Genomic DNA, 22,877 nt, shown 5'->3' on the forward strand with positions numbered 1-22,877 from the left:
CGGAGGCGGACGAATGATCGTAGTGGTTGATGAGCGCGAGCTCGTTAAGGACGGCTATACTTCTTTATTTGGGCGCGAGGGCGTGCCCTCGACAGGCTTTGATCCGAAGGAATTCGGCGAGTGGGTCAGTTCGGCGGCAGACACCGATCTCGATGCGGTCGAGGCCTTCCTGATCGGGCAGGGCCAGCAGATGCTGGACCTGCCGCGGGCAATCCGTGACCGTTCCCAGGCGCCGGTCATCGCCGTCAGCGACAGCCCCTCGCTGGAAACGACGTTGGCCTTCTTCGACTGCGGTGTCGACGATGTCGTTCGCAAACCGGTCCATCCCCGTGAAATCCTGGCCCGCGCAGCGGCAATCCGGCGGCGGCTGAAAGCCATCGCGAACTACACCGACATCGGCCCGATCCGTGTTTTTTCGGACGGTCGCGATCCGGAGATCAACGGGGCGGTATTTCCGCTGCCGCGCCGCGAGCGCCGCATCCTCGAATACCTGGTCGCAAACCGGGGCCGACGCCTGTCCAAGACACAGATCTTCAACGCCATCTACGGGATCTTCGACGAGGACGTCGAGGAAAACGTCGTGGAAAGCCATATCAGCAAACTGCGCAAGAAACTGCGCAAGAAGCTCGGCTTCGATCCGATCGATTCGAAGCGGTTCCTCGGCTATTGCATCGACTGGAACTGATTTTGGCCGGGCCGGCTTCGGCCCGGTTCGTGATTTTCATCACGACGGGACAGACAGCCTCACGCAAGGCCCGCTCCCTACTCTCAGCGCATAATTCGAATTGCGAGGAATCAGAATGAGCCTCTACGGAACGATGAGAACCGGTGTGTCCGGCATGAACGCCCAGGCAAATCGCCTGAGCACGGTCGCCGACAACATCGCCAACGCCAACACCACGGGCTACAAGAAGGCCTCGACGCAGTTCTCCTCGCTGATCCTGCCCAGCACCGGCGGCGCCTACAACTCCGGCGGCGTCACCACGGACGTGCGCTACTCGATCTCGCAGCAGGGAACCTTCACCTACACGACCTCGGCCACCGACCTTGCCATCAACGGCCAGGGGTTCTTCATCGTCACCGGCGCCGACGGCGTCGAATACCTGACCCGTGCCGGTGCCTTCACCGTCATGGATGACGGCACGATGGTCAATTCGGCCGGCTTCAAGCTGATGGGTTACGAGTACTCCTCCACCGACGATCCGACGATCGTCGTCAACGGATTCGACGGGCTGAAGGAGATCAATCTTGCCTCCGGCTCGCTGACCGCGACGGGATCCACCGCCGGCGCCCTCGACGCCAACCTGCCGTCGAACGAGCCCGTCGGCTACAAGAAAACCACCTCGCTCGTCGCCTACGACAGTCAGGGCAACACGCGTCTGCTCGATTACATCTACACCAAGACGGCCGACAACACGTGGACGGTGGACGTCCAGTACAACGGCGTCTCGATCATGAACCAGCCGTTCCACGCCTCGACGAAATCGGCTGCGTCCGGCAATCTGGACCCGGCGGCCCTGGTCGGAGACGTCGTCACCAACACGGCGACCGCTTACGACAGCACGGGTGCCGCCCGGACGCTGACGTACAACTACACCAAGACGGCAACGGGCTGGGACGTCGAAGTCCTGGACGGGGTAACCTCCCTCGGTACCTCCAGCCTGACATTCGACGCGTCTGGAAAGTTGACGTCCGGCGGGGCGATGCTCACGGCGGCATCCGGTACGCTCGACCCGCTGAGGATCGATTTCAATGCGATCACCCAGGAACCCGGGGCGTCGTCTACGTCCGCGATGGTCGACGGCAACGCCACGGCCGCCGGCGGTCCGATCACGCTGACCTTCGATTCGAAGGGCAAGCTGTTCAATCCCGCCTCGCTGCGGACGCAGGGGCTGACGATCAACGGGGCGACGCTGGCGCCGCTGGACATCAGCATCGCCGGCAGCACACAGCTCAACTCCGACTTCAACGTCTCCAACGGCAAGATCAACGGCAACTCGGCCAGCAAGGTGATCGGCTACGAGATCAGCGCCGACGGCGTGGTCTCGCTGAAGTACAACAACGGCGAACTGGAGCCGAAGTACCGCATCGCCATGGCGAACGTTCAGAGCCCCGACAACCTCAAGCCGCTGCCCGGCAACATCTACTCGCAGAGCAACGACTCGGGCGTCATCGTCATGGGTTATGCCGGCAACAGCAGCTACGGCTCGATCCTCTCCGGCGCCCTGGAAGACTCCAACGTCGACATCGCCGAGGAGTTGACCAGCATGATCGAGGCGCAGCGGAACTACACCGCGAACTCGAAGGTCTTCCAGACCGGTTCCGAATTGATGGATGTTCTCGTCAACCTCAAGCGTTGACGGGATCGAATGGCACAATGACGGTAGGTTGATACGATGTCGCTTTCATCGGCAATTAAGATTGCCCAGTCCAGTTTTTCGAACACCGCGCTGCAAACCGCCGTGGCGTCGAAGAATGTTGCGAACGCAAGCAACGCCGCCTACAACCGCCGTGCCGCGATCCTCGCCTCGTCGGCCAACGGGGCGACGGTCGTACAGACCTTCCGTGCACAGAATGAGGCGCTGCAGAAGCAGAACCTGCTGAGCATTTCCAAGTCCGCCGCGCAGGATACGACGCTGGCCGGTCTTGAGCGCATGAAGACGATGCTTGGCGGGGACTACGAGCTGTCGACCGCCAACATGATGTCGGTCCTGCGCAACAATCTTCAGGCATTCGCGGACAAGCCGAGCGAGCGGTCCCTGGCGGAAACGGTGGTCGCCAACGCCATCGATGTCGCCAATTCGCTGAATTCGTCCAGCCAGGCCATCCAGAAGATGCGCGCGGAGGCGGATGCGGATATCGGGACCGCCGTCAACGAGCTCAATCGCCTGCTTGCCGAGTTCAAGACCTATAACGACCAGGTCAAGGCGGGTACGGCCGCCGGTGCCGACGTGAACGACGCGCTCGATCAGCGCGACAAGCTGCTGACGCAGATATCCGAGATCGTTGGGATCAGCACGCTGGTCCGCACCAACAACGACATGGCCCTTTATACCAGCGATGGAACAGTTCTGTTCGAGACGTATCCACGCTCGGTTACGTTCGCCCCGACGGCCACGTTCACGGCCGGGCTGACGGGCAATCAGGTCTACATCGAAGGTGTGGCGGTGCAGCCAGGCAAAGGTGGCAACACCAGCGCCCAGGGCACACTGGCCGCGCTGCTGCAACTGCGCGACGACATCGCCCCAACCTTCCAGACGCAGCTCGACGAGACGGCGCGCGGTCTCATTTCGATGTTCCAGGACGATGGCGCGCCTGGCCTGTTCACCTGGATGAACGGTGCCACGCAGTCGACCGTCGTTCCGGGTTCGCTCCAGCATGGACTGGCGGCTTCGATCATCGTCAATCCCGCATTGATTACGGCGAAGGGCGGCAACCCGCTGGCGCTTCGCGACGGCGTGAACCTGAACCAGAACGCCGCCAACGATGCGAGTTTCTCGATCCTGCTGGAGGGCTACGCCGCCGCCTTCGAGACGACCATGACGTTTGACGTCTCGACCGGCATCGACCCGACGGCGAACATCCTGAACTTCTCGACCGCTTCGATCGGCTGGGTGGAGCAGTTGCGCAGTGCGGCTGTCACGGCCAACAACGACAAGACCGCACTTCTGTCGCGGACCCAGGATGCTCTGAAGAGCGTGACCGCCGTCAGCCTCGACGAGGAACTGGCGCTGCTGCTCGATCTCGAACAGTCCTACAAGGCTTCGGCGAAGCTGGTCGCGGCAGTCGACGAGATGATGACCGCGCTCCTCCAGGCAGCAGGCTAAGCAGATGAAGACGTCGTTCGTATCCAACATGACCATGCAGAGCACGCTGCTTCGGACCATCGCCGAGGCGCAGACCGAGCTCATGCAGAAGCAGAAAGAGACGGTCACCGGCCGGCATGCCGACGTCGGCGCCGTTCTGGGCGCCAAGACCGCCCGTACGCTCAATCTCCACCGCGACCTGCAGCGCCTGGAGTCGCTGCTGAGCACGAATTCGCTGACGACGCAGCGTCTCAGTGCCTCGCAGCTGGCGCTGAAAGACATTTCGGAATCGGCAAAGCAGGTGCAGGAAACGCTGATCACGTTTGCCGGCACGGAGACGCAGACCCAGCTCGACCAGACCAAGGCGAGCTTCGCCGGTGCACTGACGCTCTTCACCAACGCGGCCAACACCTCCTTCAGCGGCGAGTACCTGTTTTCCGGCATCAACACCGACGTCATGCCGATGAACAACTACCTTGCCACTGGTTCGGCGGCGAAAGCCACATTCGATGGTATGTTCGCGCTCCACTTCGGCTTTCCACAGTCGGACACGGCTCAGGTCGCCAACATTACTGCTGCGGATATGGATGCCTTTATTGGAGTGGTGGAGGCGAGCTACATGGGCGCGCCCCCTCCGGGAAGCTGGAACACCGACTGGTCGAATGCGTCCAGCCAGAACATGACAAGCCGGATCAGCACGTCCGAGGTCGTCCAGAGTTCGACCAACGCCAATACCGACGGGATGCGCAAGTTCGCGCTCGGTGCGGTGATCGGCTATGAACTGTTGAACCTGAATCTCAGTGCGGCGGTCCGCAAAACGGTGGGCGACAAATCGCTGGAATACATCGGTTCCGCCATCACCGGCATCGACAGCGAGCGGACGACGCTTGGCGTTTCGGAGGCCCGTGTCAAGCAAGCGAACATATCGCTCGAAGCGCAAACCAAGATCATGACGACCAGCATCAACAATCTCGAGAAGGTCGATACCAACGAGACCGCAACCCGTATCACGACTCTCGAGAACCAGCTGTCGCTGGCCTACACGCTGACAGGCCGGCTGCAGAACATGAGCTTGGTCAATTACCTCCGATGATCGGAGGTGCGACGACAAACATGAGGGATGTCTGAATGTACCAGTTCTCATATGTTGAGATCATGGAGGATGGCGTCGAAACCTCCAAGAGCCGGGAGCGGCAGGTTCTCGATCGTTCGATCGAGCTCTTGCGGAAGGCGCAGGAAAGCGAACGTTACGGCAGGGACGCCATCGAGGCAGTCTATTTTACGCGGCGCGTCTGGATCCGCTTCGTCGAGGATCTCGGCAACCCCGAGAACCAGCTCGACCAGGAGCTGCGAGCCAATCTGATTTCAATAGCCCTCTGGATCTTGGGGGAAGTCGAACGCATCCGCAAACGCGAGTCGACCAACTTCCAGGGGATCATCGACATAACAACCATCATCAGGGATGGCATTAAATGAAAAGCACACTGCGGATCTCACTGAAGTCGGGCGAGCGCATCTTCGTGAACGGGGCGGTTCTGCGGGTCGACCGCAAGGTTGCGCTCGAGTTCCTGAACGATGTTACCTTCCTGTTGGAGAACCACGTCCTTCAGCCCGAGCAGGCGACGACGCCGCTGCGCCAGCTTTACTTCATCGCCCAGATGATCCTGATCAACCCGGAAGGCGCCGAGCAGTCGACGACAATCTTCCGCAAGTCGGTCATCATGCTGCTCAACTGCTTCAAGAACGAAGAAGTGCTGGCGGAACTGAAGCGCATCGACGGTCTGGTCACGCAGGGGCGCGCCTTTGAAGCGCTGAAGGCGATCCGCGCCCTCTATGCGATCGAGGACCGCATCCTCAACAACCACGAGATGACGCCGGCGACGGTGGAGCACATCCGCAAGGAGATCGCCATATGGTGACGCCCGTCGGAGCCGCCGGAACCGGCTACACGCCGACCGTTTCGGGCACGGAGTCGGGGTCGGACGCGTCCAAGGCCACGCTCAATTACGAGAGCTTCTTGAAGCTGCTCGTCGCGCAGTTGAAGAACCAGGATCCGACGGAGCCGATGGATCCGACACAGCAGATGGCCCAGCTCGCGACATTCTCACAGGTGGAGCAGACGATCAAGACAAACAAGAACCTGGAGAGCCTGCTGCAGCGCACGTCCCTTCAGGAGGCCAATGCCGTGATCGGGCGGACCGTGACCAGCGACGACGGCAAAATTTCCGGTGTCGTCAAGGAAGTCACGCTGTATACAGACGGTATCGTTGCGACGCTTGAGTCGGGCAAGAAGCTTGTCATCGGCCCCGGCGTGAAAGTGAGCTGACCGAAATGAATGAGGCCGACGCCCTCGATATCGCCCAAGCCGCCATTTGGACCGTCATCGTCGCGTCCGGACCTGCGGTGCTTGCGGCCATGGTCGTCGGCGTCAGCATTGCCTTCATCCAGGCCTTGACGCAGGTTCAGGAAGTGACCCTGACCTTCGTGCCGAAGATTCTCGCGGTCTTCGTCACCGTTGCGATTTCGGCGCCCTTCATCGGGGCGCAGATTTCCATCTTCAGCGACGTCATCTTTTCCCGGATCGAATCCGGCTTCTAGCGAACCTTACATTTCGTCCCCGCTGCCACCCTCGCGCAAGTTTCGCGCGATACCAATGCGGGCAGCATGGCAGCTCCTGCTGCGCCTCTCATGACGAGACGGGACGAACATGGCACAGGTACCAGTACTCTCCATCCCCAAAGTGAATCCGAGTGGTCGGGACATCGCGTTTGCGATGGGCATCGTCGCCATTCTGTCGATCCTGTTCCTGCCGATCCCGGCATTTTTGATCGATATGGGACTGGCGTTTTCGATCGCCTTCTCCGTGTTGATCCTGATGGTTTCGCTCTGGATCCAGCGGCCGCTCGACTTCTCGTCCTTTCCGACGATCCTGCTGATCGCGACAATGATCCGGCTGGCGCTCAACATTGCCACGACCCGCGTGATCCTCTCGCACGGCCACCAGGGTCACGACGCGGCCGGCAACGTCATCGCCGGCTTTGCCAACCTCGTCATGTCCGGCGATTTCGTGATCGGGCTGATCGTCTTTTTGATCCTGATCACGGTGAACTTCATCGTCATTACCAAGGGTGCGACCCGCATCGCCGAAGTCGGCGCCCGCTTCACCCTCGATGCCATCCCCGGCAAACAGATGTCGATCGACGCGGACCTGTCCGCCGGCCTGATCGATGAGAAACAGGCACAGCATCGCCGGCGCGAACTGGAGGACGAAAGCTCCTTCTTCGGCGCGATGGACGGTGCCTCCAAGTTCGTACGCGGCGATGCGATCGCGGGCCTTATCATCACGGCCATCAACATCTTCGGCGGGATCGTCATCGGCTATTTCCGCCACGGCATGGAGATCGGCGAGGCGGCCGACGTTTTCGTCAAGCTGTCGGTCGGCGACGGTGTCGTGTCGCAGATCCCCGCCCTGATCGTGTCGCTCGCGGCGGGCCTGCTGGTGTCGCGCGGAAGCGCACCGGGTTCGACGGACAAGGCCGTTATCGACCAACTGAGCGGCTATCCGCGCGCCTTGCTCGTTGCCGCCGGTCTGATGGTGCTTCTGGCCGTCATGCCGGGTCTGCCGTTCTTTCCGTTCGTGATCCTCGGCGGTGTCATGGCGCTCGGTGGCTGGATGATTCCGCGCCGGCAGGAAGAGGAGAACAGACTAAAGCGCGAGCAGGAGGCAAAAAACGCCCTGCAGGCGAAGGATGCCGACAAGGACTCGGTCAAGTCCGCGCTGAAGACCGCCGAGATCGAACTGCTGCTCGGCAAGCAGGTCTCCACGCGCCTGCTCGGGGCCCACCAGGAATTGGCGTTCCGCGTCGGAAAGATGCGCAAGAAGTTCGCCACGCAATACGGGTTCGTGGTTCCGGAGATCAAGGTCTCCGACGACATCTCGATTGCCGACAAATCGTATCACATCCGGATCCACGGCACGACCGTTGCCTCCAATATCGTGCGTGTCGGCGAGGTCCTGGTCGTGACCGGTGGTGGCCGCAAGCCGAGTGTTCCAGGCGACGATATCCGCGAACCGGCCTTCGGCATGCCAGCGGTTTCGGTTCTGGAGACCTTTGTCGAGGATCTCCGCCGCGAGGGCTTCCATCCGATCGACAACGTGTCGGTGGTGCTGACCCATCTTTCCGAGGTCATCCGCAACAATCTGCCCCAACTTCTGTCCTACAAGGACGTCAAGATCCTGATCGAGCGGCTCGATCCCGAATACCGCAAGCTGGCCGACGAGATCTGCTCGTCGCACATGTCCTATTCCGGCCTGCAGGCGGTGTTGAAGCTCCTGCTTGCCGAACGCGTGTCCATCCGCAACCTGCACCTCATCCTCGAAGCCGTTGCGGAACTGGCGCCGCACGTTCGCAAGACCGAGCAGATTGTCGAGCACGTCCGCATCCGCATGGCGCAGCAGATTTGCGGCGACCTGGCGGAGAACGGCGTCCTGCCGGTGCTGCGCCTCGGCAACCGCTGGGACATGGTGTTTCATCAAGCCCTCAAGCGCGATGCCAAGGGGGAAGTCGTGGAGTTCGACATCGACCCCCGCCTGCTGGAGGAATTCAGCGAGCAGGCCACGAAAGTTATCCGTGAATTCCTTGATCGCGGCACGCCGTTCGTACTGGTCACATCGCCCGAATCCCGGTCTTATGTGCGCATGATCATCGAGCGCCTGTTTGCCACATTGCCGGTCCTCTCGCACGTCGAGCTCGCCAAGGGCATCGAGATCAAGATTCTCGGCTCGATTTCATGATCACCGATCCGCAGGGCACGGTGCTGGCGCTGTTCGCCGCCTTCTGCCGTGTCGGCGGGTGTTTCATGCTGCTTCCGGGCTTCTCCTCGGCCCGCGTCGCCATGCAGATCCGGCTGTTCCTGGCGGTCGCCGTTTCGATGGCGGTCCTGCCGCTCCTCTGGGACTCGATCTATCCGAAGACCCAAGGGGCGACGCTCGCCTACGTTCAGGTGATCCTGTTCGAGACGCTGACCGGCGTCGTGATCGGACTAATAACCCGCTATTACGTGCTGGGCCTCCAGTTCGCCGGAACGTCACTGACGATGATGATCGGGTTCAACGCACCGCCGTCGCCCGACATCATCGAGGAGGCGGCGGAGAACCAGCTCACCAACCTCATCAGCTTCGCCGGGCTGATGGTGCTGTTCACGTTGAATTTTCACCACGTCGTCTTCCGGGCACTGGTCGATTCCTACACGACGATTCCGATGGGGGGCTTCAACCCGCAAAGTGCGCTTATCACGCTGACCGACACGCTGGCGCAGACCTTCAGCATCATGCTGCGGCTGGCCAGCCCGTTCATCATCTACGGGTTGCTGTTCAACGTCACCGTCGGTCTGATCAACAAGCTCGCGCCGCAAATGCCGATCTATTTCATCTCGCTGCCCTATATCATTCTGGGCGGTCTGTTCCTGCTCTATTTCGGCATTTCCTCGCTGCTGGAGATTTTTGCCAACGGCTTCATTCCGGTGTTCGAAGGCCGTTGAGGGAGGTGGCATGAAGAACCGTTCCGACAAACTCAAGCGCTTGGTCACGGTTCAGCGCCATCTCGAGCAGATGGCGGAAATGGATCTCGCGATGACCACGCAGCAACGGCAGGAAGTGGCCGATACGATGGATGCGGTCGCCGGTGCGATCAATTCGCTCAATCCGGTCCATCGCGGGTTCTCCGGCATCTATGCGGCGCAGATCGGCAAGCTGCGCCACAAGGACACGATGTTGGCCGGCGTGCAGCAGATGCACGAGATGCGGATCGTGCGCGAACGCACGAAAGGCGACCGCTTGGAAGAGCGCATGCACGAGGCGCGTGACCTCGAGGCGCGCGAGGCCGAGGACGATGCAATCTACGATCTCATCGACCAGCACGTCGCCTATGGCGACGACAACGGTCGTTAGGCGCTCATCGTCGGGGCGATCGCGTGACCAGCCTCCCGTAAGGTTGGGCGGCGATAGTCGAATCCAGGACGAAGGATGATATCCGCGAACGTTGGCGTGCATGCCGGAACGATGGCGTTCCGTTGGCTGTCAGTGGCGCGGTCTTCGCTGCGAACGGGTCGGCGGTCTGCTATGACGGCGGGTGCGGCTTCCTCACATCCGAGAGGCAAAGAGACGTGGCAATTTCACCCCCCAGCGATCTGGTGCTTGACGTTGTGCGAGCTGCCGACCCTGCATCGGTGCAGGAAGCGCAGGCGCAACTGCGATCGAACCGCGCAAGTTTCGAGGCGACCAGCCTCGCCGATGCCGGTGGCGGCTTCGGTGCCGCCGTCAGCATTCTGAACCGCAATTCCGCTGGATCCGCCATGCCCACAGCCGTGAGTGGCGGGGACAAGGCCATCCCGGAGACGTATCGCAAGTTCGAGGCCATGGTGCTGCAGAACTTCGTCAAGTCGATGCTGCCCGCCGACAGCGAAGAGATCTACGGCAAGGGTACCGCCGGCGAGATCTGGCGCGGCATGATGGCCGAGCAGATCGGCGACGTGATTTCCAAAGGCGGCGGCATCGGCATCGCCGAGAGCCTGATGAAGGACAACAAGAAGAAGGGTGTCACGGAAGATATCGCCGTGATCGACCCGAACGCCCAGCGCGTTTCCACCGCCATGGTTCAGGAGTTGCAGCGCAACACGTTCGCTGAGCTGACACCGGGTGAAACGAAGAACGACAAAAAGACATCCTGATCGGAGGAAACAACAATGGACATGGCAACGAACGATCTCCGTATCCGCACCGTACTGAACCGGCTTGAAAACATCGTCGACGCGGAAAACGCCGGCATCGGCGTCGATCCGGACTTCGATCTGCAGACTTCGAATGCGCACAAGAGCCGCTGCCTGTATGAGCTGGCCATGCTCTCGCGCGACGTCCAGGCAGACGAAATGCCGACGGCCTTCGGTCCGCAGCTGAAGGCCCTTAGGGAGAAGCTCGCTGTCAACGCGCAACGCGTGTCGGCCCACCTCGAGGCCGTTCGCGCCGTCGTGCAGCTTCTGAAGGATGCGGTGCGTGAGCAGGAAGAGGATGGCACCTACTCGCAGGAGCAGTTCCGTCTGGGGTACCAACTGTGATCAAGCTCGTCCTCACCGGCATCTGGATCTGCGCCATCACCTTGGCGTCGGTCTATTTCTCCATGCAGATGGCTGCCGCACCCAGGGTCGATGAGGAGGCTGCCGCGCGCGCGGCGGCATTGGAGCTTGTCAAGGGCGGTCAGGCGACCATCCCCGTGATCTCCGACGGCGCCGTCAAGGGATACTTTATCGCCCGCCTGTCCTACACCGCCAACACGGCGCTGGCGGCAAAACAGGTGGTTCCGCTAACCGAAGCAATCACCGACGAGCTCTATACGCTGCTCGTCGGGCAGAAAATGATCGATGTGGAGAAGCTGGACAGCTTCGACGTCGACAATTTCCGCGCAACGGTAAAGGACGGCCTGAACAAGCGCTTTGGCGAGGCGGTCATCGACCAGGTGATGATCGAGCAGATCGACTACATCGCCAAGGTCGAGGTGAATTCGAAGCCGGCGCGAAAGGGCACCAACATCGTCAAGGGCGATGCGGGCGCTGCCGCTCAGTCCCCCGCGGGCTGAGCCGGTCGAACAGGGGCTCGGTCAGCACGGGCCAGTCGCCGTCGATGGCCCGGCACCGCATTTGTGTCATGCGCTTTCGCCGCGTTGGCGGCCGACCAGGCTGCGAAGCTTGTAGCGGGCGACATGATGCAGGAACCGTGGGTATCCGACGATATAGCGATACCAGCCCAGCCGCGGCTCCTTGATCAGACGCAACAGCCACGCGAACCGGAGATGGTGCACGCGCTCCGGGGTTTTCGCCGTTTGGCGGGCGATTTCATCGAACAGGTTGCTGACGCTGATCACGAGCCGCGCGTGACCGGGTGTCACGTGCCGGTCGATCCATTTTTCCTGCACGGGGCTTCCCATGGAGACGAGCAGGATGTCGGGCGCCAATCTCCGCACCTTCTCGGTGACGGCCGCAGACTCGCCGGGTTCGAAGGAAGCGTCCGCGACAGCGTTGAACTCATGCCAGGGGGCGTGCTCCCGAAGCTTCTCGGTCGCCCGCAGCAGCACCGGCCACTCGGCGCCGACGAGCGCGACGCGCTTCGGTGCCTCCATATAGGTCAGCAGGGCAGGCACGAAATCGACGCCGTTGAGATTGGCCCGAAAGATGCGGCCGTGGATGACCTGCGATGCCACGTCGACGCCCTGGCCATCCGGAAAGACGACCTGCCGCGCGAGCGCGCCGCGGTATTGCGGATCACTCAGCATCAGGTTGGCGCAGTGGGCGTTCAGAAAGGCAATGGTCGTCTGTCCGATCGGCATGTCGGCCAGTCGCGCCGCGAATTCGAAGGCGTTGTCCCAGTCCAGGTCACAGACGGGCAGGCCCAGGATGTCGCGCTGCGACGCCTTGAGCGCGGTGGACGCTTGAAAGACCGGGCCGGGGTCTGCCAAAGGCGGGGTTTCCCTTCGGTTCAGGGCGGAGCGATTGACCGGATCGGCGGAGAGCCGGTCATCGGCGAAGAGATCGGTCATCGGCGCGTGTCCCTCAGGCTTCGCTCTGCGTCTATCAGCTTCGCCTCAAGGCAGACTTAAGTTGCTCGCTAAAGAGCGATGCTTCGCATTTACGAATCGTTTGCCATCACCTGAAATTCGCGCCGGGCCAATCGATATTGCAGTCCCGCTTGCCGGGCATTGGCGGCGCAATGCGCCACTTGGTCGCCGGTCGGCGCGCTTGCAGTATTCCTTTTTTGACAACATAGGACGCGGAGAGGCTATTGCCGGGGCTCGGAAGCCATTAGATTTCGCGCAGTTCGCGAGGGAGAAGAACGTGACCACCATTATCGATGGGAAGCAGGTTGCCGCTTCCGTGATTGACGCCGTCAAGGCTGCTGCCCGGAACCTCGAGCAGGAAGCCGGCGTCAAAACCGGCCTGGCGGTGGTTATCGTCGGGGACGACCCGGCAAGCCATGCCTATGTGTCCTCCAAGAGCCGGATGGCCAAGGAATGCGGCTTCGCCTCGATCCAGCATACGTTGCCCGAGGAGACCACCCAGGAAGAATTGGCCGCCCTGGTGCAGACGCTGAACGCCGACGAGACGGTGCATGGCATCCTCGTGCAGCTGCCGCTGCCGAAGCATCTGAATTCCGAGCCGATCATCCAGTCGATCCTGCCGGAGAAGGACGTCGACGGCCTGCATGTGGTCAATGCCGGTAAGCTTGCGACCGGGGATCTCGACGGTGGGCTGATCTCCTGTACGCCGGCAGGTTCAATGGTCCTGGTGCGCGGCGTCCACGGGGAAGACCTGTCCGGATTGAACGCCGTCGTCATCGGCCGCTCCAATCTGTTCGGCAAGCCGATGGGCGCGCTGCTGCTCAATGCCAACGCCACGGTGACGATGGCCCACTCGCGAACCAAGGATCTTGCTGCGGTGTGCCGCAACGCCGACATCCTTGTCGCCGCGGTCGGACGCCCGCAGATGGTCAAGGCAGACTGGGTCAAGCCGGGAGCCACGGTCATCGATGTCGGCATCAACCGCGTGCCGGCGCCGGACAAGGGCGAAGGCAAGTCGCGCCTGGTCGGTGATGTGGCCTACGAGGAATGCGCAAAGATCGCCGGCGCGATCACGCCGGTTCCTGGCGGCGTCGGCCCCATGACGATCGCCATGCTGATGGCCAACACCGCCATCGCCGCCTATCGCAAATCAGGGCGCAAGGCGCCGAAGTTCTGATCGCTGGCCGGTGCGCGGGCGGTCGGCCGCCTCGCGCCCCGACATGCCATGCGACCAGGAGCAGGCTCTGCCGTCTTTGACGGCGGCGGCGACTTTTAGTGCATGACGTTATGGACCAGATGACCGCCTTTTAGCGGCGTGCTCAACCTCATTTTAAAGGTTCCCAGCTAGTGTTTCACCGCAAGCAAGGCATGGGAATACCGCAATGAGCACGCCCTCTTCTCCTCAACGTTCGGTCTACCTGAACAAGGAAGAATCGTTCATGTACGATCGGGAAAAGACCTTCCCGATGGAGGATACCTGCAACGAGGCTCGGATCGAATTCACCGAGAATGGCGGCATGGTGAATCTTGCTTCGCGGCGCTGCCAGATCATCAGGCTCTCGCGCAGCGGTGCTTTGCTGAAGATCTCGACCCGATTCAAGCTGCCGAGGAACTTCTATCTCGACGTCGTCAGCGCCCGCGTCCCGATGATCGGCTGCCTGGCGCTGCGCGTCCACGCCAATGATACCGTCGAAGCCCGCTTCCTGCGGTTGCTTGCGGAAAAGGACATGAACCGCATCTTCGTCTACAGCACCCACCCGAACCATCGGGATCGGACGCTGGACATCTACGGCTGACGTCTCAGAGGCGGCGCCTTCAATTTAGGCAAACAGCACGCTTGCGCCGTGATCGGCAGGCCCCGCGATGGCGCGGAAAGCGGCGAAAAGCTCACGGCCCATGCCGAACTCGTTGCCGGCAAGGTCGGCTGACACCGGCGTTCTCGCGGCAAACTCGGCGGCATCAACCAGCACGTCGAACGTTCCGTTGATCGCGTCGACCCGGATGATGTCGCCCTCTCGGATGCGGGCGATCGGCCCGCCATCGGCGGCCTCGGGGGTGACATGGATCGCGGCCGGGACCTTGCCCGAGGCGCCCGACATGCGCCCGTCCGTCAAAAGCGCGACCTGCTGGCCGCGATCCTGCAGGATGCCGAGCACGGTGGTCAGCTTGTGCAGTTCCGGCATGCCGTTCGCCTTCGGCCCCTGGAAGCGGACAACGGCGACGAAGTCTCCCTCCAATTGCCCCGCCTTGAAGGCGGCGTTCAGCTCGGCCTGGTCGTGGAACACCTTCGCGGGTGCCTCGATCACATGACGCTCCGGCTTGACCGCGGAGATCTTGATGACGGCGCTGCCGAGGTTGCCCGAAAGCATCTTCAGTCCGCCGGTGTGCTGGAACGGATGTTCGACACTGGCGAGCACCTTTGGATCGTGGCTGACGACCGGTGCCGGCTCACGCCGCACCGTGCCGCCGTCCGAAAGCCGGGGCTCGATCGTGTAGGCGTGCAGGCCCTGGCCATAGACCGTGCGCACGTCGTCGTGCAGATAGCCGGCCTTCAACAGTTCCTTGATCAGGAAGCCCATCCCGCCGGCCGCATGAAAGTGGTTCACGTCGGCCAGTCCGTTCGGATAGACGCGAGCGAGCAGCGGCACGATGTCCGAGAGGTCGGAAATGTCCTTCCAGGTGAGGATGATGCCGGCCGCGCGCGCCATCGCGATCAGATGCATCGTGTGGTTGGTCGAGCCGCCGGTGGCATGCAGGCCGACCACGCCGTTGACGATCGAGCGCTCGTCAATCATCTCGCCGGCCGGCGTGAACTCGTTGCCCTGCGCGGTGATGGCGAGCGCGCGCTTTGCCGCTTCCTTCGTCAGCGCGTCGCGCAGCGGCGTGCCCGGATTGACGAAGGACGCGCCGGGCAGGTGAAAGCCCATGATCTCCATCAGCATCTGGTTGGAGTTGGCGGTGCCGTAGAAGGTGCAGGTGCCGGGCCCGTGATAGGATTTCGATTCCGCCTCCAGCAGTTCGTCGCGACCCACCTTGCCCTCGGCGAAGAGCTGGCGCACGCGCGCCTTTTCATCGTTCGGCAGCCCGGAGGTCATCGGCCCGGCGGGAACGAAGACCGCCGGCAGATGACCGAATGTCAGCGCCGCAATGGTGAGGCCGGGCACGATCTTGTCGCAGACGCCGAGATAGACGACGGCGTCGAACATGTTGTGCGACAGGCCCACGCCCGCCGCCATGGCGATCAGGTCGCGCGAGAACAGCGACAGTTCCATGCCCGGCTGGCCCTGCGTGACGCCGTCGCACATCGCCGGGACCCCGCCCGCCACCTGCGCCACGCCGCCGGCCTCGCGCGCCGCCTGCCGGATCAGCGCCGGATAGGTCTCGAACGGCTGATGGGCCGAGAGCATGTCGTTATAGGAAGTGATGATGCCGAGGTTGGGAACGTGATCGCCGGCAAGTGCCGTCTTTTCGCCGGGGGAGCAGGCCGCAAAACCATGCGCAAGGTTGCCGCAGGAGAGCACCGAGCGATGCACGCCCTGCGAGGCCGCAGCCCGCAACCGGTCGAGATACGGTTCGCGATGGGGCTTCGAGCGTTCGACGATGCGGGCGGTGATGGCTTCAATGCGGGAATCGGCGGACATGGGAGCGATCCTGATTTTTCTCTGAAGTGTTTACGCGGACCCTTGAGGGTCTGCCGAAACCTTGTGGCGGCCGCGGATTTGTCGCGGCCCGTCCTGACTCGATGACCGGCGGTCAGCGCCTCTGCTCCAGGCGGTGCGGGCGCTCCGACAGTCCGGCCGGCTATGGGGCCCAGAAGATGTCGACGGGCGTTGCCGCGCGCCGGAAGATCGCACGCACGGGCATCTCTGTCTCGTCACCTTCGCCAAGTGCTTTCTCCAGGGCCTCCTTCTTGGCCTGACCTTCGATGTGCAGCACCAGAAGGCGCGCGTCCTGAAGGCTGGAGAAGGTGAGCGTGAGACGGGTTTCGCCGGCACCTTCCGCCTCCATGGTGATCACGCCGCGGGGTGTCGCTGCAGACAGCGCTTCCGCCAGGTGATTTCCGCCCGGGAAGAACGACGCAGTGTGGCCGTCATTGCCCATGCCGAGGACCACCACGTCGAAAGGAACCGCGAGCCTGGCCAGTTCCTCGCCGGCCAGCCTGGCAGCATCCTCCGCGCTTTTCGCCGTGCGGTAGAGGGGCAGGAAACGTGCTTTGGCGGCAGCACCTTGCAACAGGTTTTCGGCCACCAGAAGATGATTGGAGCGAGGGTTTGCGGCCGGAACGAACCGCTCGTCCACCAGCGTGACGGTCACCCTCGGCCAGTCGATGTCCCTTGTCGAAAGCGCCTTGAAAAACTGCCTGGGCGTCGACCCGCCGGAGACCGCGATCGTAGCCTTGCCGCGTTCGGCAATCGCCGTCCGCAGCGCTGCGGCAACCGTATCCGCCAGCCCCTCGGCCAACCTGGCGGCATCGGCAAACTCATGAAACTTCGTCACCATGGCCCGCCTCAGCTTTCGTGCCATGTGCGGCCATCGCGCTCGATTAGGGCGATCGCCTGGCTTGGGCCCCACGTGCCGGCCGTGTAGCCCTGCGCCTGCTGGCCGGTCACGTCCCAAGCCTTCAGGATCGGGTCAATCCAGTGCCATGCCGCCTCGACCTCGTCGCGGCGCATGAACAGGGTCTGGTTGGAGCGGATGACGTCGAGCAGCAGCCGTTCATAGGCATCCGCATTGCGGGAATCGAAGGCCTGGGCGAAGGTCATGTCAAGGGGGACGCTGCGAAGTCGCATGCCGCCCGGTCCGGGGTCCTTGATCATCAGCCATTGCTTGACGCCTTCACCTGGCTGCAGACGAATGATGAGTTGGTTGGCCTCGATGCGGCCGGCGGCTGGCTCGAAGATCGAGTGTGGAATCGGCTTGAAGGTGATGACGATCTCGGAGACGCGGGTTGCCATGCGCTTGCCGGTGCGGATGTAGAAGGGCACGCCCGCCCAGCGCCAGTTGCCGATCTCGGCCTTGATGGCGACGAAGGTCTCGGTGTTGGAGACCCCGCCTTCCAGTTCCTCGAGATAGCCTTTCACCGGCCCCCCGGCCGAGGCGCCGGCGCGGTACTGGCCGCGCACCGTCAACCGTTCGACATTGTACTCGTCGATCGGTTTGAGCGCCCGCAGCACCTTCAGCTTCTCGTCGCGGACGGCTTCCGCGTCCATCGAGGAGGGGACTTCCATCGCCACCAGACAGACGAGCTGCAGGATGTGGTTCTGCACCATGTCGCGCAATGCGCCCGCCTTGTCGTAATAGCCGGCGCGGCTTTCAAGGCCGACGGATTCGGCCACCGTGATCTGCACGTGGTCGATATGGGCGGAGTTCCAGAGCGGCTCGTAGAGCGCATTGGCAAAACGCAGCACCATCAGGTTCTGCACCGTCTCCTTGCCGAGATAGTGATCGATGCGGAAGATCTGGTCTTCGCGAAACACCTTGCCGATCGTGTTGTTCAGTTCCGTGGCCGAGGCGAGGTCGCGACCGATAGGCTTCTCGACCACGATGCGGGTCTGCTTGGTGATCAGCTTGTGATCGCGGATCTTCTCGGCAATCTCGCCGAAGATCGCCGGAGCGACGGCGAGATAGAAGGCGCGCACGCGCTCCTTGCCCTCGTCGAGAATCTCCTTGAGCTTGTCCCAGCCCTGTTCCGATTTCGCGTCGACCGAAACGTAGAACAGGCGCTCGGTAAAGGCCTTGAGCTGTCCGTCGTCGAGCTCACCAGGCTTCAGGTGTTCGCGCAGCGCCTTGGTTGCGAATTCGCGGTACGCCTCGTCGGTCATCGCCGCCCGCGACGCACCGATGATGCGCGTCGGCTCGGAGAACTGGCCCGCAATCTGGCGATGGTACAGCGCCGGCAGGAGCTTGCGCTCCGCCAGGTCGCCGGTGCCGCCGAAGACGACATAGTCGAACGGCTCGACCGGAATGAATTGGCTGCTCATTGCAATTCTCGATTTGGTTCGCGTTTGGCGCCGTTATAATCTAATCGATTTAAAATAACCAGAGCGCGGCGCGACAAAATCGAGGCGGCGTGCTCTAAAGCTTGTCGCGCAGCGCGTACCAGGTCATTGCCAGGAAAAGCAGTGGCGAGCGGAATCGCGGCCCACCGGGGAAGGCTGGGATTTTCAACGACTTGATCATGTCGAACTCCGCGCTGCCGCCCGAAACCACTTCAGCATAAAGCTTGCCGCAATAGTTCGCCAGCATGACGCCGTGGCCGGAGTACCCCCCAATCGACGTGATGCCGGGCATGACCTCGCGGACATAGGGCTTGCGCGGCATGGTGATGCCGACCGAGCCGCCCCAGGCGTGCGGGATTTCAACCTTCGAAAGCTCCGGATAGATTTCGGTGATCTGGCGACGGATATGCCGGGTGATGTCGCTCGGATTGTCGGCAGTGTAGGCCTCGCGACCGCCGAACAGCAGGCGGCCGTCGCGGCTCTTGCGGAAGTAGCGCACGACGAAACGCGAGTCGGCGACGGCTTCGCCGCCGGGCAAGATCTTCGGAAATCTGTCCAGCACCGGCGTCGCGCCGATGAAGGAGCGGATCGGCATGACGTGGGTTGCCGTCTTTGGTTCGAGATTGCCGATATAGGCGTTGCAGGCGATCAGCGCCCTGTCCGCCGTGATCGTGCCGGTCGCCGTGGTGATGACCGCCTTGCCGCCGGCGCGATCGACCTTGAGGGCTGGTGTCCTTTCATGCAGGACGGCACCCGCAGCCTTGGCCGCCTTGCCGATGCCGACCAGCAGCTTCATTGGATGGATGTGGCCGGTGCCGGTATCCCGCACGCCGAAGATGTAGCGGGTCGAGCCTACTCGCTCCTGGGTTTCGGCCTTGTCCATGAAGGTCGAGTGCGTGTAGCCGTAGCGCGTCGCCGCGATCTCGGGATTGGCGCGGTAGTCCTTCTCGAGATTTTGTTTGTGGGACACATTCAGCTGGCCCGCCACGTACTCGATGTCGAGGTTTTCCGAGGCGGCAAAATCGTGAATGTACTGCTTGGCGTGTTCGGCAAGGTCGAATAGGCCTTTGGAGCGCTCGTAGCCAAGCTCTTCCTCCAGTTCCTCCGGCCAGGCGCGCTGGCCGGTGCCCAGTTGGCCGCCGTTGCGGCCGGACGCGCCGTCGCCGAGGCGGTGGGCCTCGATCAAAACGACGCGGATGCCCTTGCGGGCGAGATTGTAGGCGGCCTGCAGGCCGGTGAAGCCGCCGCCGATGATGGCGACGTCGGCCTCGCAGGAGCCGGACATCGGCGGGTATTCGGGGCGTTCGCCGACCGTCGCTTCATACCAGGAGACGCCAGGGGAAATCGGGCTTTGCCAGGACATCGGAAATTCTTTCGGTAGCAAAAGGTGGAGGAGCCGACGTGGCCGGAACGCCGACTGCCGAAGCCTCGAGTGCTACCGCTTTGGCGTTCCGGCGCAGCCGGAAACGGAGATCAGACGTTGAGCAGCAGGAACTCGCGTTCCCACGGGCTGATCACCTGCATGAAGGTCTCGAACTCGCCGCGCTTGACGCCGGCATAGAGCCCGATGAATTCCGGGTCCAGGACCTTCGCCAGTTCCGTATCGGATTCGAGCAGCGCAACGGCTTCCAGCAGGCCGCGGGGCAGATCGATCGATCCTTCGTTGGCCGCATCGTCGGTCGGCGGCGACGGCTCGGTGGCATTCATGATGCCCAGCAGACCACAACCGAGCGAGGCAGCCAGCGCCAGATACGGGTTGGCGTCGGAGCTGGGGAGCCGGTTTTCGACGCGACGGGCATTCGCGTCGGACACCGGGATGCGGAACGCGGTGGTCCGGTTGTCGTAGCCCCAGGCATTGTTGACCGGTGCCGACATTTCCGGGGTCAGCCGTCGATAGGAGTTCACGTAGGGCGCCATCATCACCAGCGTTTTCGGAACGTAGGTCTGCATTCCGCCGATGAAATGGAAGAACTCCTTCGAGGGCGAGCCATCCGGGTTGGAGAAGACGTTTCTGCCGGTCTTGATATCGACCACGGACTGGTGGATGTGCATCGCCGACCCGGCCTGGCCCTGCATCGGCTTGGCCATGAAGGTGGCGTAGATGCCGTGCTTGAGGGCTGCCTCGCGGATCGTGCGCTTGAACATGAACACCTGGTCGGCAAGCTCGATCGGGTCACCGTGGCGAAGGTTGATCTCCAGCTGCGCCGGGCCTTCCTCGTGGATCAGGGTGTCGATCTCCAGTCCCTGCTTCTCGGAGAAGTGGTAAATGTCGTCGATCAGCTCGTCGAACTCGTTGATGCCGGCGATCGAATAGCCCTGACCGCCGAGAATGGTGCGACCCGAGCGGCCCTTCGGCGGGTGCAGCGGATAGTCCGGATCGTCGTTCATGGCGACCAGATAGAACTCGATCTCCGGCGCCACGACGGGGCGCCAGCCGCGCTCCGCGTACATGTTCACCACGTTCTTCAAAACGTTGCGCGGGGCGTAGGTTACATTTTCGCCGGTCGACCCGACGACGTCACAGATCAATTGCGCCGTAGGATCGGTTTCCCAGGGCACGACGCTCAGCGTGGAAAGATCGGGCACGAGTTTGAGATCGCTGTCGCGCGGTTCATAGCGGAATTGTCCGGTCTCTTCCGGATACTCGCCCGAAATCGTGTGGCGGTATACGGCGGAGGGAAGGGCAAGCGACGTGTTCGAAGTGAACTTCGACGACGGCATCATCTTGCCGCGCGGTACCCCGGCAAGGTCCGGGGTAATGCACTCAATGTCTTCGATGCCGCGGAACTTGAGCCAGTCGACGGCCTCTCTCAACGTCTTGACGCCGCGCGGGGCGGTGAGGGCGGGAGGAATCTTGGAGGAGCGGCTGACTTTCTGAACTGTAGTGGCAACGGTCTTTTTTGAGGGCATGTTACACCGGGTTTGGTTTCGGATGCGCCATCATACGCGGAGTTGAAGCATTGGCTAGGGGGGCAAACCGCTGAAAAACAAGCCTGTATGCGCAAAATCGCATCGATCGGTGCGGAAGCGAAGGGCCAGATTGACTTTCATCAACAGGAGCGGAATGGAAGGCCAAACGAGAAAGATGCGACGTGATGGATAAAAGAGACGTGGTCATCATCGGTGCCGGTGCCGCCGGCATGATGTGCGCGATCGAGGCGGGCAAGCGCGGGCGGCGGGTGTTGGTCATCGACCACGCGAAGGCGCCGGGCGAGAAGATCCGCATCTCGGGAGGCGGGCGCTGCAACTTCACCAACATCAACGCCGGACCGAAGAACTTCCTGTCGCAGAACCCGCATTTCTGCAAGTCGGCGCTGGCCCGCTACACGCCGATGGACTTCCTCGCCATGGTGGAGCGCCACGGCATCGCCTGGCATGAGAAGACGCTCGGCCAACTCTTCTGCGATCACACGGCGAAGGACATCATCGCCATGCTCCTGACGGAGATGCGCGCGGCCAGGGCAGAACTGCGGCTGGCGACTGAGGTGTCTTCCGTCGAGCGGTCGCAAGCCGGTTTCCGGATCGTCACGAGCGGTGGTTCCGTTGAAACCACGTCGCTCGTGGTCGCCACCGGCGGCAAGTCGATCCCGAAAATGGGGGCGACCGGGTTTGCCTATCGCATCGCCGAGCAGTTCGGCTTGCGCATCGTCGAAACCCGGCCGGGGCTCGTGCCGCTGACGCTCGATCCGTCGACGCTGTCCGAACACGACGGCCTGCCCGGCGTCTCGGTCGAAGTGGTTGCCGGGCACGGGAGAGCCACGTTCCGGGAAGCGATGCTGTTTACCCATCGCGGACTGAGCGGGCCGGCAATCCTGCAGATCTCCTCGTTCTGGCGGGAGGGCGAGGACATAACGCTGCATCTCCAGCCCGGGCTGGATGTGATCGAGGTGCTTTCGGCGGCGCGCAAGGTCAACGGCAGGCAGGCGGTCCTGACCGTGCTCTGCGAGCACATGCCGCGCAAGCTGGCGCAGTTGCTTGTCAGGCAGGCGGGGATCGAGGGCACATTGGCGGAGCTGTCGATGCGCAAGGTCGAGGCCCTCGGGGAGCACATCCGCCGCTGGAAGGTCCGTCCGGCCGGATCCGAGGGCTACCGCACCGCCGAAGTCACGCTCGGTGGTGTCGATACCGACGATCTTGATTCCCGCAGCATGGCGGCGAAATCCGTTCCCGGTCTCTACGTCATCGGAGAGGCCGTCGACGTTACCGGCTGGCTCGGCGGCTACAATTTCCAATGGGCGTGGGCTTCGGGCTATGCCGCAGGCCAGGTCGCCTGATCAGTCATCGGCGAGGTTCAGGGCTGCCTGCGAAAGTAGGACTGGCATTGCGGCCATCCGGGCTTTACTCTTCGTTAGGAGTTACGGGCCGATCCTGTTGTCACAGTCGGCGTTTCGGCCGCCCCGATGATCGTTCTCGCGGGCTGGCAGGGACAACATGATGTGGGCCGGCTGGCCGGATTATCCGGGTGT

The 22,877-nt window shown here is 62.4% G+C and carries 23 protein-coding genes; 17 read left to right on the forward strand and 6 right to left on the reverse strand.

The window, feature by feature from the left end; all coding sequences use genetic code 11:
* Positions 1–13 precede the first annotated feature (13 nt).
* From rem to JNC62_RS11260, 14 genes are all read left to right on the forward strand, one after another.
* Positions 14–685 carry a transcriptional activator Rem gene (gene rem, locus JNC62_RS11195; RefSeq protein WP_374838741.1) on the forward strand — a complete coding sequence of 224 codons (672 nt, stop codon included), beginning with the start codon at positions 14–16 and terminating at the stop codon, positions 683–685.
* A 115-nt stretch (positions 686–800) separates the two neighbouring features.
* The gene (locus JNC62_RS11200) at positions 801–2,360 is read left to right on the forward strand and encodes a flagellar hook-basal body complex protein (RefSeq protein ID WP_374838743.1); all 1,560 of its coding nucleotides are present in this window, start codon (positions 801–803) and stop codon (positions 2,358–2,360) included.
* 36 nt (positions 2,361–2,396) lie between these two features.
* Positions 2,397–3,827: a flagellar hook-associated protein FlgK gene (gene flgK, locus JNC62_RS11205; protein WP_374838745.1), complete on the forward strand. Its 1,431-nt coding sequence runs from the start codon at positions 2,397–2,399 to the stop codon at positions 3,825–3,827.
* A 4-nt stretch (positions 3,828–3,831) separates the two neighbouring features.
* Positions 3,832–4,899: a flagellar hook-associated family protein gene (locus tag JNC62_RS11210; protein WP_374838747.1), complete on the forward strand. Its 1,068-nt coding sequence runs from the start codon at positions 3,832–3,834 to the stop codon at positions 4,897–4,899.
* 35 nt (positions 4,900–4,934) lie between these two features.
* Complete coding sequence (gene flaF / locus JNC62_RS11215; protein WP_374838749.1) at positions 4,935–5,282, forward strand: flagellar biosynthesis regulator FlaF; 348 nt, start codon at positions 4,935–4,937, stop codon at positions 5,280–5,282.
* Positions 5,279–5,725, forward strand: a complete 447-nt coding sequence (gene flbT / locus JNC62_RS11220) for a flagellar biosynthesis repressor FlbT (RefSeq protein WP_374838751.1) — start codon at positions 5,279–5,281, stop codon at positions 5,723–5,725. Before flaF ends, flbT begins: the two co-directional genes overlap by 4 nt.
* Complete coding sequence (gene flgD, locus JNC62_RS11225; protein ID WP_374838753.1) at positions 5,719–6,132, forward strand: flagellar hook assembly protein FlgD; 414 nt, start codon at positions 5,719–5,721, stop codon at positions 6,130–6,132. Before flbT ends, flgD begins: the two co-directional genes overlap by 7 nt.
* 5 nt (positions 6,133–6,137) lie before the next feature.
* Positions 6,138–6,404: a flagellar biosynthesis protein FliQ gene (gene fliQ / locus JNC62_RS11230; protein WP_374838754.1), complete on the forward strand. Its 267-nt coding sequence runs from the start codon at positions 6,138–6,140 to the stop codon at positions 6,402–6,404.
* 109 nt (positions 6,405–6,513) lie between these two features.
* The gene (gene flhA, locus JNC62_RS11235) at positions 6,514–8,601 is read left to right on the forward strand and encodes a flagellar biosynthesis protein FlhA (protein ID WP_374838756.1); all 2,088 of its coding nucleotides are present in this window, start codon (positions 6,514–6,516) and stop codon (positions 8,599–8,601) included.
* Positions 8,598–9,347, forward strand: coding sequence for a flagellar biosynthetic protein FliR (gene fliR, locus JNC62_RS11240; protein ID WP_374838758.1), 750 nt, complete (start codon positions 8,598–8,600; stop codon positions 9,345–9,347). Before flhA ends, fliR begins: the two co-directional genes overlap by 4 nt.
* Before the next feature lie 10 nt (positions 9,348–9,357).
* Positions 9,358–9,756, forward strand: a complete 399-nt coding sequence (locus tag JNC62_RS11245; protein ID WP_374838760.1) for a hypothetical protein — start codon at positions 9,358–9,360, stop codon at positions 9,754–9,756.
* Positions 9,757–9,971: 215 nt separating this feature from the next.
* Positions 9,972–10,535, forward strand: coding sequence for a rod-binding protein (locus tag JNC62_RS11250; RefSeq protein ID WP_374838762.1), 564 nt, complete (start codon positions 9,972–9,974; stop codon positions 10,533–10,535).
* Between the two features lie 15 nt (positions 10,536–10,550).
* Positions 10,551–10,919: a hypothetical protein gene (locus JNC62_RS11255; RefSeq protein ID WP_374838764.1), complete on the forward strand. Its 369-nt coding sequence runs from the start codon at positions 10,551–10,553 to the stop codon at positions 10,917–10,919.
* Positions 10,916–11,437, forward strand: a complete 522-nt coding sequence (locus JNC62_RS11260; protein WP_374838766.1) for a hypothetical protein — start codon at positions 10,916–10,918, stop codon at positions 11,435–11,437. The genes JNC62_RS11255 and JNC62_RS11260 overlap by 4 nt, the downstream gene beginning before the upstream one ends.
* A 66-nt stretch (positions 11,438–11,503) precedes the next feature.
* Here JNC62_RS11260 and JNC62_RS11265 read toward each other — a convergent pair whose 3' ends face one another.
* On the reverse strand, positions 11,504–12,394 hold the full coding sequence (locus tag JNC62_RS11265; RefSeq protein ID WP_374838768.1) for a WecB/TagA/CpsF family glycosyltransferase: 891 nt from the start codon (positions 12,392–12,394) through the stop codon (positions 11,504–11,506).
* Between the two features lie 295 nt (positions 12,395–12,689).
* Between JNC62_RS11265 and folD the strand changes: the two genes are divergently transcribed.
* Together folD and JNC62_RS11275 are read left to right on the forward strand one after the other, a co-directional pair.
* Positions 12,690–13,589 (forward strand): bifunctional methylenetetrahydrofolate dehydrogenase/methenyltetrahydrofolate cyclohydrolase FolD, encoded by a 900-nt coding sequence (folD, locus tag JNC62_RS11270; RefSeq protein WP_374838770.1) that lies wholly within the window; start codon positions 12,690–12,692, stop codon positions 13,587–13,589.
* A gap of 205 nt (positions 13,590–13,794) precedes the next feature.
* Complete coding sequence (locus tag JNC62_RS11275) at positions 13,795–14,208, forward strand: hypothetical protein (protein WP_374838772.1); 414 nt, start codon at positions 13,795–13,797, stop codon at positions 14,206–14,208.
* Positions 14,209–14,232: 24 nt separating this feature from the next.
* On the opposite strand, the gene edd is transcribed toward JNC62_RS11275, so the two are convergent.
* From edd to JNC62_RS11300, 5 genes are all read right to left on the reverse strand, one after another.
* Positions 14,233–16,053 (reverse strand): phosphogluconate dehydratase, encoded by a 1,821-nt coding sequence (gene edd / locus JNC62_RS11280; RefSeq protein WP_374838774.1) that lies wholly within the window; start codon positions 16,051–16,053, stop codon positions 14,233–14,235.
* A gap of 160 nt (positions 16,054–16,213) precedes the next feature.
* Positions 16,214–16,912, reverse strand: coding sequence for a 6-phosphogluconolactonase (gene pgl / locus JNC62_RS11285; RefSeq protein ID WP_374838776.1), 699 nt, complete (start codon positions 16,910–16,912; stop codon positions 16,214–16,216).
* Positions 16,913–16,920: 8 nt separating this feature from the next.
* Entirely contained in the window at positions 16,921–18,393 is a 1,473-nt protein-coding gene (gene zwf / locus JNC62_RS11290; protein ID WP_374838778.1) for a glucose-6-phosphate dehydrogenase, read from the reverse strand.
* A 94-nt stretch (positions 18,394–18,487) separates the two neighbouring features.
* The gene (locus tag JNC62_RS11295) at positions 18,488–19,774 is read right to left on the reverse strand and encodes an NAD(P)/FAD-dependent oxidoreductase (protein WP_374838780.1); all 1,287 of its coding nucleotides are present in this window, start codon (positions 19,772–19,774) and stop codon (positions 18,488–18,490) included.
* Between the two features lie 110 nt (positions 19,775–19,884).
* Positions 19,885–21,321: a glutamine synthetase family protein gene (locus JNC62_RS11300; protein WP_374838782.1), complete on the reverse strand. Its 1,437-nt coding sequence runs from the start codon at positions 21,319–21,321 to the stop codon at positions 19,885–19,887.
* A gap of 185 nt (positions 21,322–21,506) precedes the next feature.
* On the opposite strand from JNC62_RS11300, the gene JNC62_RS11305 reads away from it, so the two are divergent.
* Positions 21,507–22,685, forward strand: coding sequence for a BaiN/RdsA family NAD(P)/FAD-dependent oxidoreductase (locus tag JNC62_RS11305; RefSeq protein WP_374838784.1), 1,179 nt, complete (start codon positions 21,507–21,509; stop codon positions 22,683–22,685).
* Positions 22,686–22,877: the final 192 nt, after the last annotated feature.

Origin of the sequence: Mycoplana ramosa, from assembly GCF_041930185.1 — a bacterium.
In the GTDB taxonomy this organism is placed as follows: Bacteria; Pseudomonadota; Alphaproteobacteria; order Rhizobiales; family Rhizobiaceae; genus Mycoplana; species Mycoplana ramosa.

Coding starts and splice junctions, on each gene's coding strand:
- rem (WP_374838741.1), top strand. CDS start 14: ATGATCGTAGTGGTTGATGAGCGCGAGCTCGTTAAGGACGGCTATACT.
- JNC62_RS11200 (WP_374838743.1), top strand. CDS start 801: ATGAGCCTCTACGGAACGATGAGAACCGGTGTGTCCGGCATGAACGCC.
- flgK (WP_374838745.1), top strand. CDS start 2,397: ATGTCGCTTTCATCGGCAATTAAGATTGCCCAGTCCAGTTTTTCGAAC.
- JNC62_RS11210 (WP_374838747.1), top strand. CDS start 3,832: ATGAAGACGTCGTTCGTATCCAACATGACCATGCAGAGCACGCTGCTT.
- flaF (WP_374838749.1), top strand. CDS start 4,935: ATGTACCAGTTCTCATATGTTGAGATCATGGAGGATGGCGTCGAAACC.
- flbT (WP_374838751.1), top strand. CDS start 5,279: ATGAAAAGCACACTGCGGATCTCACTGAAGTCGGGCGAGCGCATCTTC.
- flgD (WP_374838753.1), top strand. CDS start 5,719: ATGGTGACGCCCGTCGGAGCCGCCGGAACCGGCTACACGCCGACCGTT.
- fliQ (WP_374838754.1), top strand. CDS start 6,138: ATGAATGAGGCCGACGCCCTCGATATCGCCCAAGCCGCCATTTGGACC.
- flhA (WP_374838756.1), top strand. CDS start 6,514: ATGGCACAGGTACCAGTACTCTCCATCCCCAAAGTGAATCCGAGTGGT.
- fliR (WP_374838758.1), top strand. CDS start 8,598: ATGATCACCGATCCGCAGGGCACGGTGCTGGCGCTGTTCGCCGCCTTC.
- JNC62_RS11245 (WP_374838760.1), top strand. CDS start 9,358: ATGAAGAACCGTTCCGACAAACTCAAGCGCTTGGTCACGGTTCAGCGC.
- JNC62_RS11255 (WP_374838764.1), top strand. CDS start 10,551: ATGGACATGGCAACGAACGATCTCCGTATCCGCACCGTACTGAACCGG.
- JNC62_RS11265 (WP_374838768.1), bottom strand. CDS start 12,394: ATGACCGATCTCTTCGCCGATGACCGGCTCTCCGCCGATCCGGTCAAT.
- JNC62_RS11275 (WP_374838772.1), top strand. CDS start 13,795: ATGAGCACGCCCTCTTCTCCTCAACGTTCGGTCTACCTGAACAAGGAA.
- edd (WP_374838774.1), bottom strand. CDS start 16,053: ATGTCCGCCGATTCCCGCATTGAAGCCATCACCGCCCGCATCGTCGAA.
- pgl (WP_374838776.1), bottom strand. CDS start 16,912: ATGGTGACGAAGTTTCATGAGTTTGCCGATGCCGCCAGGTTGGCCGAG.
- zwf (WP_374838778.1), bottom strand. CDS start 18,393: ATGAGCAGCCAATTCATTCCGGTCGAGCCGTTCGACTATGTCGTCTTC.
- JNC62_RS11295 (WP_374838780.1), bottom strand. CDS start 19,774: ATGTCCTGGCAAAGCCCGATTTCCCCTGGCGTCTCCTGGTATGAAGCG.
- JNC62_RS11300 (WP_374838782.1), bottom strand. CDS start 21,321: ATGCCCTCAAAAAAGACCGTTGCCACTACAGTTCAGAAAGTCAGCCGC.
- JNC62_RS11305 (WP_374838784.1), top strand. CDS start 21,507: ATGGATAAAAGAGACGTGGTCATCATCGGTGCCGGTGCCGCCGGCATG.